Annotated in this window: 18 protein-coding genes; 11 read left to right on the top strand and 7 right to left on the bottom strand. The window is 59.1% G+C overall.

Annotated features, from left to right (window positions below):
- Positions 1-85: 85 nt before the first annotated feature.
- The 5 genes from CLV88_RS10895 (at position 86) to trpB (ending at position 5,753) form a co-directional block, all read left to right on the top strand.
- Positions 86-1,138 carry an SIS domain-containing protein gene (locus CLV88_RS10895; RefSeq protein WP_106608417.1) on the top strand — a complete coding sequence of 351 codons (1,053 nt, stop codon included), beginning with the start codon at positions 86-88 and terminating at the stop codon, positions 1,136-1,138.
- The gene (locus CLV88_RS10890; protein WP_106608416.1) at positions 1,135-2,034 is read left to right on the top strand and encodes an ROK family protein; all 900 of its coding nucleotides are present in this window, start codon (positions 1,135-1,137) and stop codon (positions 2,032-2,034) included. The genes CLV88_RS10895 and CLV88_RS10890 overlap by 4 nt, the downstream gene beginning before the upstream one ends.
- On the top strand, positions 2,031-3,260 hold the full coding sequence (locus CLV88_RS10885) for a class II D-tagatose-bisphosphate aldolase non-catalytic subunit (protein ID WP_106608415.1): 1,230 nt from the start codon (positions 2,031-2,033) through the stop codon (positions 3,258-3,260). The genes CLV88_RS10890 and CLV88_RS10885 overlap by 4 nt, the downstream gene beginning before the upstream one ends.
- Positions 3,257-4,384, top strand: a complete 1,128-nt coding sequence (locus CLV88_RS10880) for an N-acetylglucosamine-6-phosphate deacetylase (protein ID WP_106608414.1) — start codon at positions 3,257-3,259, stop codon at positions 4,382-4,384. Before CLV88_RS10885 ends, CLV88_RS10880 begins: the two co-directional genes overlap by 4 nt.
- Before the next feature lie 115 nt (positions 4,385-4,499).
- A complete protein-coding gene (gene trpB, locus CLV88_RS10875; protein ID WP_106608492.1) occupies positions 4,500-5,753 on the top strand; it encodes a tryptophan synthase subunit beta in 1,254 nt (417 codons plus the stop codon).
- 69 nt (positions 5,754-5,822) lie between these two features.
- Here the strand turns inward: trpB and CLV88_RS10870 are convergent, their stop codons facing one another.
- Positions 5,823-6,194 (bottom strand): DUF2237 family protein, encoded by a 372-nt coding sequence (locus CLV88_RS10870; protein ID WP_106608413.1) that lies wholly within the window; start codon positions 6,192-6,194, stop codon positions 5,823-5,825.
- Positions 6,195-6,306: 112 nt separating this feature from the next.
- On the opposite strand from CLV88_RS10870, the gene CLV88_RS10865 reads away from it, so the two are divergent.
- The 3 genes from CLV88_RS10865 to CLV88_RS10860 all read left to right on the top strand — a co-directional run bounded on the left by CLV88_RS10865 (position 6,307) and on the right by CLV88_RS10860 (position 8,668).
- Positions 6,307-7,674: an FAD-dependent oxidoreductase gene (locus tag CLV88_RS10865; protein WP_106608412.1), complete on the top strand. Its 1,368-nt coding sequence runs from the start codon at positions 6,307-6,309 to the stop codon at positions 7,672-7,674.
- Between the two features lie 397 nt (positions 7,675-8,071).
- Positions 8,072-8,230: a hypothetical protein gene (locus tag CLV88_RS23025; RefSeq protein ID WP_165798864.1), complete on the top strand. Its 159-nt coding sequence runs from the start codon at positions 8,072-8,074 to the stop codon at positions 8,228-8,230.
- 252 nt (positions 8,231-8,482) lie between these two features.
- Positions 8,483-8,668: an SPFH domain-containing protein gene (locus CLV88_RS10860; RefSeq protein ID WP_106608411.1), complete on the top strand. Its 186-nt coding sequence runs from the start codon at positions 8,483-8,485 to the stop codon at positions 8,666-8,668.
- 111 nt (positions 8,669-8,779) lie between these two features.
- On the opposite strand, the gene CLV88_RS10855 is transcribed toward CLV88_RS10860, so the two are convergent.
- The 3 genes from CLV88_RS10855 to pth all read right to left on the bottom strand — a co-directional run bounded on the left by CLV88_RS10855 (position 8,780) and on the right by pth (position 11,749).
- On the bottom strand, positions 8,780-9,946 hold the full coding sequence (locus tag CLV88_RS10855) for a serine hydrolase domain-containing protein (RefSeq protein WP_106608410.1): 1,167 nt from the start codon (positions 9,944-9,946) through the stop codon (positions 8,780-8,782).
- Positions 9,947-10,010: 64 nt separating this feature from the next.
- Positions 10,011-11,060 carry a DUF2332 domain-containing protein gene (locus tag CLV88_RS10850; protein WP_106608409.1) on the bottom strand — a complete coding sequence of 350 codons (1,050 nt, stop codon included), beginning with the start codon at positions 11,058-11,060 and terminating at the stop codon, positions 10,011-10,013.
- Positions 11,057-11,749 carry an aminoacyl-tRNA hydrolase gene (pth, locus tag CLV88_RS10845; protein ID WP_106608408.1) on the bottom strand — a complete coding sequence of 231 codons (693 nt, stop codon included), beginning with the start codon at positions 11,747-11,749 and terminating at the stop codon, positions 11,057-11,059. Before pth ends, CLV88_RS10850 begins: the two co-directional genes overlap by 4 nt.
- A gap of 87 nt (positions 11,750-11,836) precedes the next feature.
- Between pth and CLV88_RS10840 the strand changes: the two genes are divergently transcribed.
- The 3 genes from CLV88_RS10840 (at position 11,837) to gntH (ending at position 14,736) form a co-directional block, all read left to right on the top strand.
- Positions 11,837-12,523: an FkbM family methyltransferase gene (locus CLV88_RS10840; protein WP_106608407.1), complete on the top strand. Its 687-nt coding sequence runs from the start codon at positions 11,837-11,839 to the stop codon at positions 12,521-12,523.
- A 198-nt stretch (positions 12,524-12,721) separates the two neighbouring features.
- The gene (locus CLV88_RS10835; protein WP_243403633.1) at positions 12,722-13,249 is read left to right on the top strand and encodes a DUF3299 domain-containing protein; all 528 of its coding nucleotides are present in this window, start codon (positions 12,722-12,724) and stop codon (positions 13,247-13,249) included.
- Positions 13,250-13,290: 41 nt separating this feature from the next.
- Positions 13,291-14,736, top strand: a complete 1,446-nt coding sequence (gene gntH / locus CLV88_RS10830; RefSeq protein WP_106608406.1) for a guanitoxin biosynthesis MBL fold metallo-hydrolase GntH — start codon at positions 13,291-13,293, stop codon at positions 14,734-14,736.
- 111 nt (positions 14,737-14,847) lie between these two features.
- On the opposite strand, the gene CLV88_RS10825 is transcribed toward gntH, so the two are convergent.
- From CLV88_RS10825 to CLV88_RS10815, 3 genes are all read right to left on the bottom strand, one after another.
- On the bottom strand, positions 14,848-15,492 hold the full coding sequence (locus tag CLV88_RS10825; protein WP_106608405.1) for a 50S ribosomal protein L25/general stress protein Ctc: 645 nt from the start codon (positions 15,490-15,492) through the stop codon (positions 14,848-14,850).
- A 128-nt stretch (positions 15,493-15,620) separates the two neighbouring features.
- Entirely contained in the window at positions 15,621-16,307 is a 687-nt protein-coding gene (locus tag CLV88_RS10820; RefSeq protein WP_243403632.1) for a hypothetical protein, read from the bottom strand.
- A gap of 9 nt (positions 16,308-16,316) precedes the next feature.
- Positions 16,317-17,483: an alpha-hydroxy acid oxidase gene (locus CLV88_RS10815; RefSeq protein ID WP_106608404.1), complete on the bottom strand. Its 1,167-nt coding sequence runs from the start codon at positions 17,481-17,483 to the stop codon at positions 16,317-16,319.
- Positions 17,484-17,524 lie beyond the last annotated feature (41 nt).

Raw genomic sequence — 17,524 nt, 5'->3', positions numbered from 1 at the left:
GGGCGCTGGGCTTTTGAGGGTGCGCAATCGAGAGAGGCGGCGCGCCGATGCACGATGTCATGAATAAGAAAGAGTTTCAGATCAGATGAGTGATGCAGCGGGAAAATGGTTCACGACGCTGGAAACAGCGCGTCAGCCGCAGATTTGGCGGGACTGGGGGCGAAGCCTTGCCGTTGAAGAACTGCGCGCTTGGGTTGCGACGCAAGAGTATGACGAGCTGTGGTTTTGCGGGGCGGGGACAAGCGCGTATATCGGGGACATCATAGCCGCTGCGCTGCCTGGTACGCAGTCGATTGCGACAACGGATCTGGTGGCGCGTCCGCAGCATTACCTGAAGGGGCGCAGGCCGCTGGTGGTGAGCTTTGGGCGGTCTGGCAACAGTGCAGAGACGCTGGGCACACTGGACGCGCTGGACGCGTTGGCGCCAGATGCCCCGAGGCTGAACATCACCTGCAACGCGACATCGGCGCTGGCCACACGAGAGAGCGCGGCGCGCAAGGTGATCGTGTTGCCGGATGAGACGCATGATCAGGGTTTTGCGATGACGTCGAGTTTTTCGACCATGTTGCTGACGGCATTGGCATTGTTTGATGCGCCGTGTGATGTGGCGGGGCGGTTGGCCGCGCTGGCGGATCAGTTAGAGGCGCTGTTGCCACGGTTTGCCGGGCAACCCATGCCTGAGCGCGTGGTTTATGTGGGGTCTGGGCCGTTGGCTTTTGCGGCGCGTGAGGCGGCGTTGAAGGTGATGGAGTTGTCCGGCGGGCAGATACCGGCTCTGTGGGACAGCAGCCTTGGGTTTCGGCATGGGCCGAAGTCGTTTGTGACGGACGAGACTACAATCACGGTGTTCACCAGTCCCGACGCACCAACCGCGCAGTACGACGCAGATTTGGCAGAAGAGTTGCGGTCGCAGTTTCCTAACGCGCGGGTCGAAACCATTGGCGCGGCTGGGGAAATCGGGATCGATATGCCGTTTGGCACAGCCTGGGCCGCGCCGCTATGCGTGGCGGCGGCGCAGGTGCGCGGCGCGGCGTGGTCAGAGCAGTTGGGGTTGAATGTGGATGACCCGTTCAAGGGGCAGGGCACGCTGAGCCGGGTTGTGTCGGGCGTTACGCTTTATCCGGTGGAAACGCCGTGATTGTCGGGCTGGATATTGGCGGCACCAAGATCGAGGCGCAGGTGTTTGACGCGGATTGGACAGAGGTGGCGCGGCTGCGTCGCCCGACACCAGCTGATTACGACGGGCTGGTTGCGGCGGTGGCCGGGGTGATTGAAGAGGCCCAAGCCGAGACCGCGCCGTTTGAGGCGATTGGGATCGGGGCGGCGGGGCTGATCCATCCTGATACGGGGCTGGCGACCACAGCGAACCTGCCGGCCATGGGGCGGCCCTTGCCCGGCGATATCGCGGCGCGGCTGGGGCGTAACGTGACTTATGTAAACGACTGCCGGGCGCTGGCATTGTCAGAATCGGTGTTTGGCGCAGGCAAGGGCAAACGGTGCGTTGTGGCGCTGATCATCGGGACCGGAATTGGCGGTGGGATCGCGATCAATGATCGGCTGCTACAGGGGCCGACCCTGACCGGAGGGGAGTTTGGCCATATCGCAGCGCCAGCGCATTTGATTGCAGCGCACGGATTGCCGGTGGAGCAATGCGGCTGTGGTCGGATGGCCTGTATCGAGACTTATGTCTCGGGTCCCGGCATGGCGCGGTTGGCGAAGCATCTGACGGGCAAGGATGTGACCCCGCCCGAGATCGCTGCACGCCGGGATGGCGACATGGCGCAGGTGTGGGACATCTGGTGTGCGCTGGCGGGTGAGATGCTGTTGGGGCTGACGTTGACGGTGGATCCGGATGTGATCGTGCTGGGCGGCGGTTTGAGCCGGATCGAGGGCGTGACGCAGGCGCTGGAAGACGCGACACGCGCGGCCCAGATTGGCGCGTTCAACGTGCCGCCCGTGGTGTTGGCCAGCGGTGGTGACAGCAGTGGCGCACGCGGTGCGGCCTATGCGGCGTGGCAGGAGTGCGGGGCATGACCGAGATGCTGAAACAGGTGATTGCGCGCAACCGCGCGGGCGAGGCTGTTGCCATTCCATCGGTGTGTTCGGCGCATCCGGATGTGTTGCGCGCCTCGATCAGGATGGCCGATGTGCTGGGCCGGCCGCTGGTTGTAGAGGCGACGTCCAATCAGGTGAACCAGCATGGTGGCTACATGGGGATGCGCCCCGAGGCGTTCATCGCCTATGTGCACGCGATTGCCGACGAAGTTGGTGCGGATCGCGCAGCGGTGCAGTTTGGCGGCGACCATCTGGGCACGCAGGTGTGGCGCGCAGGTGATGCGGCTGCAGCCATGCAGGAGGCGCGGGTCCTGGTGAGGGATTACGTCGCCGCTGGGTTTGACAAAATCCACTTGGATTGCTCGGAAGGGTGCCGCGGTGAGGCCGCGCAGTTGGATGACACAACAACGGCGACGCGGTCGGCGGATCTGGCGCGGGCGTGTTTAGAGGTGCGGGACGATCTGTTGTTTGTCGTAGGCACCGAAGTGCCCCCACCGGGTGGCGCACGTATGGATGAGGATGGACATATTCCGCCGACAGATGCAGGTGCCGCACGGGCGACGCTGGCGGCGCATGACGCGGTGTTTGGCGATATGGCCTCGATGATTGGCGGGTTGGTTGTACAGCCCGGTGTTGAGTTCAGCCCAACGCAGGTGCACGCCCTGCCAATGGAGCGCGACCCCGGTCTGGCCGATGCGATTGCGGACCGGCCCGGTGTCTGCCTTGAGGCGCATTCGACGGATTATCAGGATGGGGCGGTGTTTCCACGGCTGGCTGAATTGGGTTTTGCCTTTCAAAAGGTCGGTCCGGCGTTGACCTTTGCCTATCGTGAGGCGATGTACGCGCTGGATGGGTTGCGGCAGGACAAGGGGGCGCTGGAGCGGTGTATGGAAGACATCATGTTGCGCGATCCCAAATACTGGCAAGGGCATTATCACGGCGCGGAAGAGTCTCTGTATCAACAGCGCCATTTCGGGCTGGCCGATCGTATTCGGTATTATTGGCCACAGGATGCGGCGCGGGCCGGGGTTCAGGCATTGTTTGACGATCTGCCGGAAGTGATTTCTGATGATGCTCTGTCCAAGGCATTTGCGCCTGAGGTGCTGGATCGCGCAGAGGCGGGGCACGGGCCCTTGGCGCAGCGATTGATCGAGGCGCAAATTCAGCAGGCGCTGAACCCGTACTTCTTTGGAGAGATGGCATGAGCGAATGGGTGACACCGGAGCGCGTTTTTGATGGTCAGGTGCTGACCTCGGGGTGTTCGGTGCGCCTTGTTGCGGGGCGTGTGGTTGAGATTGCGCCACGCCGCGCCGATGCGCGGGCGATTGCGGGCATTTTGTCGCCGGGATTTGTGGATTTGCAGGTCAATGGCGGGGGCGGCGTATTGCTGAACTCTAACCCGACACCAGAGGGGATGCTGACAATCGCCGTGGCGCATCGTGCGTGTGGAACGGTGGCAATCCTGCCGACGGTGATCACGGATGAGGCGGATGTCTTGGCGCGGGCGGCGGAGGCGGTTTTGGCGGTCAGAGGGCAGGCCGGGATCATCGGGTTGCACATTGAGGGGCCGCATATTTCACAGACGCGTCGGGGCACACATGCGGCGCGGTTTGTGCGGCCGATGGAGCAGGCGACGCTGGACATCGTGGCTGGATTGCGGAGCGCGGATGTGCCGGTGATGCTGACCCTCGCCCCTGAGGTTGCAAGCTGCGAAGACGTTGCGAGGCTGACGGCGATGGGCGTTGTGGTGTCGATTGGCCATTCGGATGCCACGGCGGAACAGGTTGAGGCGGCGATTGTCGCTGGCGCATGTTGTGGGACACATTTGTTCAATGCGATGGCCCCCATGACCAGCCGGGAGCCGGGGGTTGTTGGCGCGATCCTGCATTCGGAGGTGCCGTTTGGGATCATTTGCGACGGGTATCATGTGGATGATCGCATGATACGGCTGGCGCTGCGCGCGGCAGGCCCTGAGGCGCGGGCCTTTTTGGTGTCTGACGCGATGGCGACGATTGGAGGGCCGGATCAGTTTGCGCTGTATGACGAGGTGGTTCATCTGCGTGACGGGCGTTTGATCAATGCCGAAGGCGGATTGGCGGGGGCGCACATCACACAGGCACGCGGTGTTCAGCGGCTGGTGGCGGACATCGGTCTGTCGCTGGAACAAGCGTTGCAGATGGCCGTGAGCACACCGGCACGGGTGATGGGCCAGCCGGGTTTGGCGCGGCTGGAGGCGCGCGCGCTGGAGGATGTGCTGGTTCTCTCGGAGCAGTTGGAGCTTGTGGGAACGCTGGCGCAAATGACGCAGGTCGCGCCTGTGCAGTCGTGACGTTGCCGAGGCAATTCGCTTTGCGCTTGCCCTGATCGCGGCCCCGCTTTAGGACATGTGGACGATTGACAGGCGGGCGCCAATGGCGACCGCTGCGCGAGCATGGGGCGGACAGATGGCCAACGATCTTTTCAATTCATTCATGACGGGCCCTGATGAAAAGGGCAGGTTCGGCGATTTCGGGGGCCGGTTTGTCAGTGAAACGCTGATGCCGCTGATCCTTGACCTTGAGGCCGAGTATGAAAAAGCCAAGGACGATCCGTCGTTCTGGGCCGAGATGGACGACCTGTGGAAGCATTACGTGGGCCGCCCAAGCCCGCTCTACTTTGCGCCACGTCTGACCGAGAGCCTGGGCGGGGCCAAGATTTACCTCAAGCGCGACGAGCTGAACCACACTGGCGCACATAAGATCAACAATGTGCTGGGCCAGATCATTCTGGCGCGCCGCATGGGCAAGACCCGGATTATCGCTGAAACCGGTGCAGGCCAGCATGGCGTGGCCACGGCGACTGTTTGTGCCAAGTTTGGTTTGAAATGCGTGGTCTATATGGGTGCGCATGACGTGCAGCGTCAGGCACCAAACGTGTTTCGGATGCGTCTGTTGGGCGCAGAGGTGGTGCCGGTGACGTCTGGTCGCGGCACGTTGAAAGACGCGATGAATGACGCGCTGCGTGACTGGGTCACAAACGTGCATGAGACGTTTTACTGCATCGGTACGGTGGCGGGGCCGCATCCCTATCCGGCGATGGTGCGCGATTTCCAGTCGATCATTGGCAAGGAAGTGCGCTGGCAATTGGCCGAGCAAGAAGGCGAAGGGCGTTTGCCTGATACTGTGATTGCCGCGATTGGGGGCGGATCAAACGCCATGGGGCTGTTCTATCCGTTCCTTGACGATCCATCGGTTAACATCATTGGCGTCGAAGCGGGCGGCAAGGGTGTGAACGAGGATATGGAGCATTGCGCTTCACTGACGGGGGGGCGTCCGGGCGTGTTGCACGGCAACCGCACCTATCTGTTACAGGATGATGATGGGCAGATCCTCGAAGGGTATTCGATTTCTGCAGGTCTGGATTATCCGGGGATCGGACCGGAGCATAGCTGGCTGCATGAAATCGGACGTGCGAAATACGTGTCGGTCACCGACAAGGAAGCGCTGGAAGCGTTCCAGTATTGCTGTGCGCAAGAGGGGATCATCCCCGCGCTAGAGCCCAGCCATGCATTGGCGCATGTGATGAAGATTGCCGGTGATCTGCCTAAAGACCACATTCTGGTAATGAACATGTGCGGGCGGGGCGATAAGGACGTTCAGACCGTGGCGAAGCACCTTGGTTTTGACATGAGCGACACCGAAGGGCGTGAAGCGCACTGATTTTTTACCTTTGGCGAGCGTATTTTTGAAACACTGAAAGCGGGGTCTGAAAAGGCCCCGTTTTTTTGTTTAGACGGCGTAGTCCTGAAGGATGCGCAGAGGCACGATGTCCAGCGCACGCTGGTGCGTGGCGGCAAGGTTTACATTTGGCGCGCAGCCTTCGTCATGGGCCTGAAGAAAACGCGCGGCGCACAGGCACCATTGATCGCCGGGTGTGAGGCCAGGAAAGTTGAACTCGGGCCGTGGGGTCGACAGATCATTGCCGACATATTTGGAATAAGCAAGGAACTCGGCTGTCATCACGGCGCAGACCGTATGGCTGCCCTGATCCTGATCGCAGGTGTTGCAATGCCCGTCGCGAAAGAACCCGGTGAGCGGATCAGACGAGCAGGGGGACAGTTCGGTGCCAAGCGCGTTTATGGCGGGGTCTTTGTTGATCATGAGGGCATCTTGGCATGGGGATGGGCCTTGGGCAAATGTTGCGTGCGGATTTAAATGGGCATTTCATTTTCCGGATTGACGCATCGTGCATTTGCGGGAAAGGCTGGCGTCTATGAGACAGATTACAGAACCCGCCCGCCAGATAGATGTGATCCACGAAACCGATGTTCTGGTTGTCGGCTCTGGCCCCGGTGGGTTATCGGCGGCGCTGGCGGCGGCGCGCGCCGGGGTTGAGGTGACGCTGGTTGAGCGGTTTGGCTGTTTTGGCGGCAATATCACGGTGGTCGGTGTCGAGGGGATGCATTGGTATCGCCATGAAAAGACCGTAGAATCCATGGGCATCCCCAAAGAATTTGAGGACGCGGCCAAAAACGCCGGCGCCGCCGTGCCAGAGAGCCAGTCATTGAGTTATGAGATCGACAGCGAGGGATTCAAGCTGGTCGCGGACAAGATGGTCGAAGAGGCGGGCATTCACCCGATGCTGCACCGCCAGTTTGTGGCCCCGATCATGGAAGGCGACGCAATTGTCGGCATCATCACCGAGTCCAAGGCCGGGCGCGAGGCGATCCTGGCCAAACGTGTGATTGATGCAACCGGGGATGCGGATGTGGCGCACCGGGCGGGTGCACCTACGGTGATGACCCCGCGCGAGGATATGATGGCTGCATCGGTGATGTTCCATCTGGCCGGGGTGGACAAAACCAAATTCATGCAAGGTATTCACACCGACCCCCAGACCTATGCCGATTGGGGCGGCGGGGGCGAGTGGAATATCGAAACCACGGGCAAGGAGGACGAGATGTTTTCGCCCTTCCTTGGCAAGCCGTTCAAACAGGCAATAGACGCAGGGTTGATCCCGCCGCATCTCAATACAATTGCGGGCACATGGGGGGCGATGCACGACAGTGGTGAGCTGACCTACATGAACCTTGTGCATATGGATGGGATTGACGGGACCGATCCGGACAGCCTGACCCAAGGCGAGATCGAGGGGCGAAAACAGGCGATGCTGGCGATTGAAGCGCTGCGCCGGTTCACGCCGGGCTGCGCCGAGGCGCGGCTACGCAACTTTGGTATGAGCCTTGGGATACGAGATACGCGCAAGGTGGACACACGCTATACCATGCGCGAGATCGATGTGCGCGAGCAAGGCCGGTTCGAGGATTCCATCGGAATTTTCCCTGAATTTATAGATGGTTATGGCATATTAATCCTGCCCACGACGGGGCGGTATTTTCAGGTGCCTTATCGCAATCTGTTGCCCAAAAAGGTCAAGAACCTGTTGGTATCCGGGCGCGCGACAGGGGCCGAGCGCATCGCTCATGCCGCCACCCGCAACATGGCGTGCTGTGCAGTGGTTGGTCAAGGGGCAGGCGTTGCGGCGGCCATGTCGATCAAGCAACAAGGGCGCGATCTGGATCAGATGGACGTGCTGGATATTCAGGCCGAGCTGGAACGACAGGGCGCGCGGGTGCACTAAGGTCTGGCTGACCGGTGGAATGGTTGTTGTCATTTTGGCAAAGAAAAGCGACGCTCCTTGGCGCGGAATTCCTGTAGTTCGGGTGATTGAGAAATATTGTTACTTGATTAGGTAGTATTGTTTTGCGCCCGCATCAGCGCCGCAAATGTACTCAGCAATGGGTTGAGCGACCCGGCTCAGCGCGCAAAAGCGGGCGCTGTGGTCCTAGGGGGCGGACTCCAGTGGTAAGAGAGGATGCTCTCCCGGTGAGCGCGGCGCCGCGGTTTTGCGTATATCAGGGGATCTTTCCCTGCCCCCATGTCGAGCTCCACATCTGACGCGCATACGGCGCGAAACCAATGAAAAATAGGAAAATATTATTTTGAGAGAATGGCAGAGAGACCGAAGGTGATGGGGTATGTTGAAAACGATAGAGCACTTGACGAGCGTTATCCGGGTAACATTGACCAAGGAAGATCAGGGTCTGGTGCTTAGCAAGGGTCGGTTGACCGGGTGCTGGGTGCAGGTGAACACCGGACTAAACGGCGTGCTGAGTCGCTTGAGATTTTTCATCTGAACTGTCCCTGTGTGACCTCTTTGAGCGCAAATGCGCTGTTTCGTGAACGGCCCATTTTGGCCGAGGCGCTGATGGTGCGGTTTGAGACGCGGCCCGATAATGTTATGCTGGTGCCGCCGAAACGGTGCGCCGCGAGATGGTCGAGATCGGTCTTGAAATGCGAGGCATCGCGCGCAAGGTTTTGATTTTGAACGTTGAAATGCCCACATCCGAAACACGGGTGTCGCCGCCTAGAAGGAGGCTGAGGCGAATGTGATCCGGCGGCGCGAAGAGAAGAACGCAACCCATTCGTTGCTTAACTCCACCAAGGCGATGGTCGGAAACCCGATCATATTGCGCCGGGAGGAGCTGGAAGCCATCGCTGGCAAAGCGGCGCATCTGACGGTGCATAACGGCACCAAAGGCATGATGGACGACATTGTGCAAAAGCGTGACTAAGACCCAAAGCGAACCTGCCAGATATGGCGGTTCCGTTTCCTTTGGCGTCCTTCATTCATCTTGCCAGAAATACTTGCGGGGGTCCGGGGGCAGCGCGCCCCCGGCCTTACCTTATTGTGCCGCCGCCGCAATGGCACGGAACATGGCAACATTGCTCGCGTGGGCGCCGCCTTCGCGGAAACCCTTATCAGCGGCATTGGTGGCGATCACGATGCCAAGCGGCTGATTGATATAGATATATTGCCCGTAAATGCCGCGCCCCAGAAACTCACCATGGGTGGCGTTGATGGGGATCCACCATTGATAGCCATACTGAATCTTGCCGGGCTGAGTCTTGTCGCTGGCGATTGTGCTGGCCGTGACCCAGTCGGCGGGCACAATTTGGGCGCCATTTGCAAAACCGTTTTGCAGGAACATCTGTGCAAAGCGGGCATAGTCGCGGGTGCGTAGGTTCAGACCACCAAGCACAAAGGCAACCCCGTCGCCATCGGTGATGTAATAGGGCGCTTCTTCAAGGCCTAGTGGGGCAATGATTTTTTCTGACAGGAGCGATGCGATATCCCGCCCCGTCGCACCGCGTATCACCATCGACAATACATGTGTGTCGATCGACACGTATTGCCACTGGGTGCCCGGCGCGATGAAAGTCTCGGCCAGCGCCTCGGTAAAGCCGTCCATGGAGCCCCCGAGCGCGAGGGTGCGGCTCATGCGGTTGATGTCGGAATTGAAGTCGAGGTAATCCTCGTCAAAGCTTACACCGGAAGACATTTGCAGCACGTCGCGGATACTTGCGCCGTCATAAGCGCCGCCCGCCAGTGATGGCGCGTATTGGGTGACGGGGTCGTCGAGCGAGGCGATGTGACCTTCGGCCACGACCACACCAAAAAGGGCCGAAAGAAAGGATTTCGCCACCGAGAAGGACATGCGCCTGTCGGTGTCGGTGGTGCCTTGGTAATAGCTTTCGTGCACCAATGCGCTGTCTTTGAGAACCACAAGCGCGGTAACCGCGCGGTCATTGGTCCATTGTTTAAAGCCGGTAGGCATCGAGAGGGGTGCGCCCGCGGGCAGCTCAAAGACCGGACCGGTGCCACGTTCGACTGTCACGTTGGGAAAAGCGAGATTCATGCCGGAGAAGTTGGCGACAATCTTGTCCGCGTCATAGAGCGTAACCACCGAATAGAGGCGGCTGATCTGCTCGCGTTTCCAGACAAAGACGACCACAGCGGCAAGGATCAGCATCAACAGGATGCGGCCAAGCCATTTACCAAATGTGCGCATGATGTCCCTCGTTTTGCCCTGAACCGGATATGAGCAGAGCCCCCCAGATCAGGCAAGCGCGACGTCAGGGCAAGCGCGCTGGTCCCTGCCAATCGACCCAACGGCCATGGAAATCGACGCGCCCCAGAGTGAGTGTTATGTCGCCGGGCCAAAGACGCAGGGTGAGCCCTGCGCCCGGCGACGCGTTGTCGGCCTCGTATGAGAGCCATGCCAGCGGCGCCTCAGGCGAGGCGGTTGCACCGGCGGCCTCAATTAGCGCGGTTCCACGCGCCTGAACCGCGGGCGGGAAATACTGCCACGCGACGGTGTGATAGATCAGGTGTACCTGACCCGGCTGGTGGGCGAGACGGGGTCCAAGCCAATCGATGGCGTCAGCGCGATCAACAGCTGCGTCGTGCAAGGCTATGGCGGCGCGGGTACGGGTGACACGGTCGGATTGGTCGGGCCAGAGATAGGCCAAGAGGCGCAGGCGGTTATCGTCTGATGTGGGCGTGAGCGGGTTGAGGTCAACGCCGCGCCGATCCGCGATTTTGGGCCGTATCGCAGGTGGTAGCGCGCCGGTCCAGTCGGGGGCGAGGCGTACGTCGCTTGCGGGACCGAAGGTGGTGCCATCGAGGGTGAGCTGGAACTGATCAAACATCAGGTTGAGCCCGCCGGACGCGCCCAGTTCCGAAAGGCGCAGAGGCAGGTCAAATTTGTCTGCCAATAGGTGCGCGGTGGGGATCAAAACAGCGGCGCGGCGGACCTCGTTGGTTTGGGGCGCGTTGCTGATCCAGTCGGTGAGGAAATTGTCATGAGTGAGCAGGGCCGCCAGGATTGTTGCCTGAAACTCGTCATCGGGGGCTGTGTTTGGCGGGTAGACGGCGGCAAGCTGAGCGTCTTGGTTGCGCAGAACCAATGCGTGCAGGCCGCCGCAGATGCGCAAGGGCAGAGATGCGGCCATGGGCCCGATGTCACCTTGCCAAGCGGCACATTTTGCGGCGAGCGCGGTCTCGGCGGGCCAGTGATCGGCCAAGAGGCGCAGCAGGCGGCCCATAAAAGGACTGTCCATGCCTTCGCAAGATCGGGCTTGTGACAAGAACGCGTCGCGCAGGGCGCTGGGGGCAGCGCTCATTTGAACTTGTCCATGAGCATCTGCATCTTGGAGCGCGTTTCCTGAGGCTCTGGTGTGGGTTCGATGGGTTTTGAGGGTTCGGCGGTTTCGGCCTTGGGTTTGGGAGACTTGGAGGAGCGGGGCGGGGCGACGCGTAGGGCGACGGCGTTCATGAATTTGCCGCTATCGCCCGAGGCGAGATGCGGTGCGCCATCGGCAATGCCGCGCAACACGTCATCAAGCCAGCCTGTGTCAGCCTTTGGGAAATCGCGCAGAACATAGCCCGAAACCGCGTTTTTGTTGCCCGGATGGCCGATGCCAAGGCGTACGCGGTCGTAGTGCGGGCCGATATGCTGGTGAATCGAGCGCAAACCATTGTGGCCTGCGTGCCCGCCACCCGATTTGACGCGGCATTTGCCCGGTGCGAGGTCAAGTTCGTCATGGAAGACGGTGATGTCTGTGCTGTCCAGTTTGTAAAACCGCATCGCTTCGCCCACGGATTGGCCGGAGAGGTTCATGAAGGTTTCGGGCTTGAGCAGCATCACCTTTTCGGAACCAAGGCGGCCTTCGGTGAGGCTGCCCTGAAACTTGCCCTTCCACGGGCCAAAACCGTGATCTGAGGCGATATGATCGAGCGCCATGAAACCGATATTGTGCCGGTTTTGTGCATACTTGGCACCGGGATTGCCGAGGCCGACAAATAGTTTCATGGGAAAGTTCCTCGTTTCGCGTGTTGGTTGCTCTATACGGGATGGAGGCTTAGGACTCAATTCAGCAGAAATACGGGGGAGGTGGACATGAGCGTGCATGTGCATAAAGGGATCGAGATCGAGCTGCCTGATTGGCTGGTGGGCAGTCGGATTGAAGATAAGATCGCCGCCGGGGAATACGAGAACAAGGAAAGCGAGGCCGCGCTGAAGCGTATTCGCGCGGGGTGGAGCGTGCTGGAGATAGGCGCAGGGCTTGGGTTTGTAAGCTCGGTTTGTGCCGCGCAGGCGGGGGCGGAGAACGTCGTGAGCGTGGAGGCGAACCCCAAGATGCTCGACCCGATCCGCAACAATCTGAAACGCAACGGGTATGAGGATGTGACGCTGTTGCATGGGGCCGTGGTGGGGGATGATCACGAAAACGAAACGGTAAAATTTCGTGCCGGATCGCTGTTTTGGGGTGGCGCCATTGTCGAGGACGGCAAGAGCCATGATGACATGGTCGAGGTGCCTGCAGTGCCGATGAGCCATCTGTTGATGATCTACGAGCCGAAATTTGTGATGATGGACATTGAAGGCGCGGAACAATGGCTGTTTGAGCGCCCCTGGCCCAGATGCGTGAAACATGTGGTGATGGAAATCCATCCCGGTAAATACGAACCTCGCGTGATCAAGCGGATCGTGGATTGCATGTCAAAATCGGGGTTGACCTATGATCCGGTGATGTCGAGCGGGCGCACGCTGGGGTTTATGCGGGTTGGTAAGGGTAAGGCGTGACAACGGGGCCGTTGTTTTGAAACGGATGAATGGCGGCAATAGACTTTGGTCGCATATTGCGGGTTCTGCCTTGGGTAAAATCAAATAAAAACAAACACTTTTACGTTGCGTAATGCGGCGGATGTTTTGCATGAGTATTGACGGGGGGCGTGTCCGAGGCGTTAGATTGCATGTGCAATAAATCGTTCGGGGGACGTCATGACCAAACTCCTTGGCCAAAACGGATCTGTGTCCAGACGCGGTTTGATCATGGGCGGGCTGGCTGCGCTGAGCTGTTCAACGCCGGTTTTTGCGTCGGATGGCGCGATTGATCTCAACTGGAAGCAGCTGAAGCCAGATGTGGCGCGCCGGTATGCGGCGCCAACCCAACCGTTGTCCCATAGCGCCGCCCCAACCCGTACCTTTAGCGATCCGCGTGCGTTTATGGTGGTCAAGGATTACAACGGCAAACGCGTGCGATTGCCGGGGTTTCTGATCCCATTGGAGATGACAGCGCAGGGCAGTAGCGAGTTTCTATTGGTGCCGTTTGTCGGGGCCTGCATCCATATTCCGCCGCCCCCGCCCAACCAGATTGTGCATGTGACAACGCAAGCACCCTATGAGGTGCAGGGGCTGTTTGAACCGGTCTATGCGGTTGGAATGCTGAACACGGTCTTGACCGAGAGCGTGTATGCGCAGGCGAGCTATACGCTTGAAGTGGAAGAATTTGAGCCGGTGTCACTGTGATTTCAGGGCCGGAGAATGTGTATTTGAAAGGGAGCCGAAAAATGAGTCTGAAGACGGTAAAGTCATGGATTGCCGGGGCGCTGGCTGTTGGGTGTTTTGCAACGGCGGGTGCCGCGCAGACTCCTAATCCCGCGCCGGTTGGAGAACCATCCACTGTTGAAGATATGCAGGCGGCGTTGTTTGGGGGCATTCCGGGGGATCGTTGGAAAGAAGGCCTGTTGTTTGAGGGAATTTCGCCGCATCCGTGGCTGAACTCGGCGTCGAACTGGTTTCCGGGTACCGAAGATGTGCAACCGGACGAAATGCGCATCATCTTTATGGGTACGTCACCGATTATTCGCCCCGGTCAGATGAACACGTCGATCCTTGTTCAGCTGGGTAATGGCGAGAATTTTGTCTTTGATATCGGTGAAGGGTCGGTTGCCAATTACAACGCGTCCAACATTGCGTTGAATGAGTTAGACAAGATTTTCATCACACACCTGCATGTCGATCACTATGGATCGCTGCCGTATATCTACGTATTTGGCGGCTGGTCCGGGCGTTGGCACAACCCGTTGCGGGTGTGGGGGCCGTCCAGCAACGCGCCTGAATATGGCATGGCCGCGATGATCGACGGCATGATGAAAATGTTGGCATGGCACCGCCGCGCATTCAGCGTGTTTCCGGTGGGCGAGGGCCATGACATTCAGGTCAATGAGTTTGACTACCTTGATGAAGGTGGCGTGATCTATGACGAAAACGGTGTGACCGTCACCCATTGGCAGCGTAGCCACGCGATGGATGGGGCATCGGCGTATCGTCTGGATTGGAACGACATGTGCTTTGTCTGGACGGGTGATGGCCGCCCGAACATGCGTGATGCAAAATATGCCAAAGGCTGTGATGTCTATGTGACCGAAGCACAGACAGAGCTGGTGGAAATCAGCGCAGGTGTTGCGGGTGTGCCGCCGTTTCTGGCGCGGTATACGATCGATACGCACCATACGCCGGGATATGCGGCGGGTTATATCGCCAACCTCGTGCAGCCACGGATGTTCCTGACCACGCATATGCCGTTTGATCCCTATCTGAACGAAGAGACGGTTGCGGAAATTCGCGAGCACTGGAAAGGGCCGTATCACTTTGGTGCGCCCGACGGGATCGTGGTGAATGTCACCAAGGATCAGATCTGGGTGCGAGAAGGGATCATCCCGGATTATCCGAACAACCGCGCGCCACAGTTCAACTTTGACAATGATCAGCTGCGCGTGCCAGCACCGCAATACGCACGGGAAGAGATCCAGAACGCGGATATTCGGGCGACCGAGATCGATCCGGAATTGTATTATCCCGAAGGGTATCACCCTGAGTTGTTGACCGATTGGCCGACCGGGGATCGTGACCTGATTATCAATATCGAAGACCTGCCGCCAAGCCTGAGAGAGGGTATGGGCGACACCTGGCGCAAGCGTAAAGCCGCGCGTGAGGCAAATGGTCTGGAATGATTGAAGCGGGCGGTCCGCGCGATTGTGTGGGCCGTTCACTTGGCTCAATTGCAACAAAAAACGGCGCCCCGAGGGAGGCGCCGTTTTCCATCGTCCGAAGGCTCGGAGCGATTATTCTTCTGCAGTTGCCTCTTCGGCCACTGCTTCTGCTTCGCCGTCACCTTCTTCGTTTTCGGAAGAACGCAGACCCGATGGGGCCGAGATGTTGGCGATCACGAAGTCGCGGTCGATGGTTGCTTTGGCACCCGATGGCAGGGTCACGTTGGAGATGGTGACGGTGTCGCCCACTTCCAGACCGGCCAGATCGACGGTGATTTTCTCAGGGATGTCACCCGCAGTCACGTTCAGCTCGACTTCAGGGCGTACAATCGTCAGAACGCCGCCCTTTTTGATGCCGGGGGCTTCTTCTTCGTTGATGAAGTCCACGTGAATGAAGATGTTGATTTTCGAGGTGCGGCGCAGGCGCAGCAGGTCGATATGGGTCGGAAGATCTTTGACCACGTCGCGCTGAACGCCGCGGCAGATCACACGAACGTCTTCTTCACCTTCAACTTTGAGGTTCCACAGCGTGGACAAGAAGCGGCCTGCTTTGAGTTTTTTCAGCAGAACGTTGAACGGGATCTGGATCGCTTGTGGGTCGGCTTCGCCGCCATAGACAACACCAGGAACAAATCCGTCGCGACGCGCTTGACGAGCGGCGCCCTTGCCTGTCCCCGTGCGTGCTTCGGCGTGAAGATCAGGAATCTGACCAGCCATATTGAATACTCCATAAATAGGGCGGGGATCCTCCAAGGCTGTATCCCCGCGTGAAGCCGCGTCCTTAGCCCGGTTTTGGTCAATTGCAAAGGGGGATTCGTACGCATTTTTGTCGAAAATGCGCAGGTTCAGCCGATATAGGCGCGCAGAACGCCGCCCGCCTGTATTATTTGGTCGTAGAGCTCAAATTCAGGTGCGCGTGCAGTCCGTAGCTTGCGTTCAACCTCGGGCGAGATCGGCGCAGGGATCGAGGGGGATACGTTTTTGGGTTTTGGCTCAATCTCGCGTTCGAACCGTTCGCTGAGAAAGTCGCGCAAGGCGCGCTGATGTTCATAGGCAAAGAGGTGGTGCACGGGCACGATGCCACCGGGGATCGAGAGAAAGGCCCGTTGGCTGCCGACGCCCGCCGGTTTGCTGGGATTGTCGGAAATCACATCCAGAACAAACTCATCAAAGCTGACGCCGCCGTGACAATAGGGATTGTCACCCATGCGGTCGGGGCTGCGGTATTTGTACCAGCTGCGGATCACATCGACAGGGTCGCGCATTACGGCAAGGCGTTCGGGATTCTGGCGATACGTCTCTTGGAGAAAAGGGGCAAGGCGGCTGTGATACTTGCCCATTGTCATATGCTTGGTGCCCTTGCGAAATGCGATATCGGCAAGGGGGCGCAGCTTGGTTTCGTATGCGGTGGTGCCAGTTTTTGGCACCGCAAGCATGGTGAGTTTCTGCTTGAAGAATACCAGCACGTTGACGGCCCCGTTTTTGTTGTTCTGCCCGCTGTCTTTATCGCGCAACGGGCAAAGGTTTGTCAAAGCGCCACGTCAGGGTTGCCAGTGTCCTTCGAACCCTTCTGGGATCAGCAGTATGTCGCGGTCCAGATCATTGATATTACGCCGCCCACAAAGGGCCATAGAGAGGTCGAGTTCTTTGTGAATAACCTCGAGCGCCTTAGTCACGCCAGCCTCGCCCATGGCACCAAGGCCGTAGACAAATGCGCGTCCGATATAGGTGCCCTTGGCCCCCATCGCCATCGCCTTGAGCACGTCCTGACCCGAGCGGATGCCGCTGTCGATATGAACTTCGATCTGATCCCCAACCGCATCCAGAATGGCTGGTAGGGCGCGGATCGAGCTGAGGGCGCTGTCCAGTTGGCGCCCGCCGTGATTGGAGACGATAATTGCGTCTGCCCCGACATTAAGCGCCTGTCTGGCGTCTTCGGCGTCGAGGATCCCTTTGATGATGAACTTGCCGTCCCACATTTTGCGGAATTTGGCGATCTGTTCCCAGTTCAGGGATTGGTCAAAGGCTTGCGCCGTCCATGAAGACAGTGAGCTGGCATCATCGACGCCTTTGGCGTGGCCGACGATGTTGCCAAAGAACCGGCGCTTGGTGCCCAACATCCCAAGGCCCCATTGCACCTTGGTCATCATGTTGGCGACAGATTTTGGGGTCAGTTTGGGCGGGGCGGAGAGGCCATTTTTTATGTCTTTGTGGCGCTGACCCATCAGTTGCAGGTCGACGGTGATCACGATGGTCGAACAGCCTGCGTCTTTGGCGCGCGCAAACAGGCGGCGCATGAAGTCTTCGTCTCTGAGGGTGTAGACCTGAAACCAATAGGGTTTGGTGGTGTGTTCAGCCACATCCTCGATTGAGCAGATCGACATGGTGGAGAGGGTGAAGGGTACGCCGAATTTTTCGGCGGCGCGGGCGGCTTTTATTTCGCCATCCGCATCTTGCATTCCGGTGAGGCCGACCGGCGCGAGGGCAACCGGCATCGAAACATCTTCACCAATCATTTGTGTGGCAGTAGAGCGGCCCGTCATGTCGACGGCGACACGTTGGCGCAAGTAGATGTCGTCAAAATCCGAGGTGTTTTCGCGAAAGGTTTTTTCGGTCCAGCTGCCGGATTCCGCATAGTCATAGAACATGCGTGGCACGCGGCGTTCATAGATGCGTCTGAGGTCTTCGATGCAGGTGATGGGTGGCATTTGCGGAATTTTCCCTCGATATTGGTTAAGTTCCTTTACCA

The sequence above is a fragment of the Shimia abyssi genome (genome assembly GCF_003014475.1).
GTDB lineage: Bacteria > Pseudomonadota > Alphaproteobacteria > Rhodobacterales > Rhodobacteraceae > Shimia > Shimia abyssi.
The sequence above is the reverse complement of the archived record's forward strand: the minus strand, read 5'-3'. Positions and strand labels throughout refer to the sequence as shown.